Consider the following 1,067-nt stretch of genomic DNA (forward strand, 5'->3'; position numbering starts at 1 on the left):
CCTCTTAGTGGGCGTTCAGGTATGCCGCATGCCGGTATGTGAGTTCTGTCGCTGTGCCAGTTTGGGGCCTTTCCGTGGATCAATGCGGTTCATCACTTCCAGACTTCCGGGCCTGCCCGCCCGTTTCGCTCGGCTTCGAACCTCGAAGTGCGTCTGGCGTAGAGATGACACAGAACCGCCGGTGATCACCGGAACCCGATCTTCCGCCACACTCGTGATCCCTCTGGGGCGTGAGCCAGCGGAAGCCGTACCCCAGCGACCTTTCCGACGCCCGATGGGCCCTGATCGAGCCGACGTTGACGGCCTGGAGAAAAGCCCGGCTCGACCGCAGACCCACCGGGCAGCCGGCCAAGGTCGACCTGCGCGACGTATTCAACGCGCTCCTCTACATCAACCGCACGGGAATCCCCTGGAAATACCTCCCACACGACTTCCCGACTACGGCACCGTCTACGCCTACTACGCCTCCTGGCGCGATGAGGGAATCCTCGCCCAGCTCAACTACGACCTCACCGGGCTCGCCCGCGTGAAAGAAGGACGCAAGCCCGAACCCACAGGGTCCGTCATCGACACCCAGAGCGTGAAGACCTCCACCAACGCGCCCCTGACCAGCCAGGGAACGGACGCCGCCAAGAAGATCGTCGGACGCAAGCGAGGCATACTCACCGACACGATCGGACTGATCCTCGCCGTGACCGTCACCGCCGCGAGCCTCTCCGAGAACGCCGTAGGAATACGTCTTCTCGACCAAGCCAAGAAGACCTATCCAACCATTGCCAAGAGCTGGGTCGACACCGGCTTCAAGAACGCCGTCATCGAGCACGGCGCACGTCTAGGAATCGACGTCGAAGTTGTCAACAGAAACCCCGGAGTTCGTGGATTTCATGTTGTCAAAAGGCGCTGGGTAGTCGAGCGAAGCCTAGGTTGGCTTATGTTGCATCGACGCCTTTCTCGCGATTACGAGACCCTTCCGGCCAGCTCCGAGGCTATGATCCACGTCGCCTCGATCGACAACCTCGCCAAGCGCATAACGGACGAGACGACACCAACCTGGCGAGGGACTTACT

1 pseudogene is annotated in these 1,067 nt (G+C 61.3%); it reads left to right on the forward strand.

Annotated features, from left to right (window positions below):
- Positions 1-230 precede the first annotated feature (230 nt).
- Positions 231-1,067, forward strand: a pseudogene (locus ACFYMM_RS44455) (IS5 family transposase); the annotation flags it as partial.

Origin of the sequence: Streptomyces sp. NPDC006739 (genome assembly GCF_042869815.1) — a bacterium.
Lineage (GTDB): Bacteria > Actinomycetota > Actinomycetes > Streptomycetales > Streptomycetaceae > Streptomyces.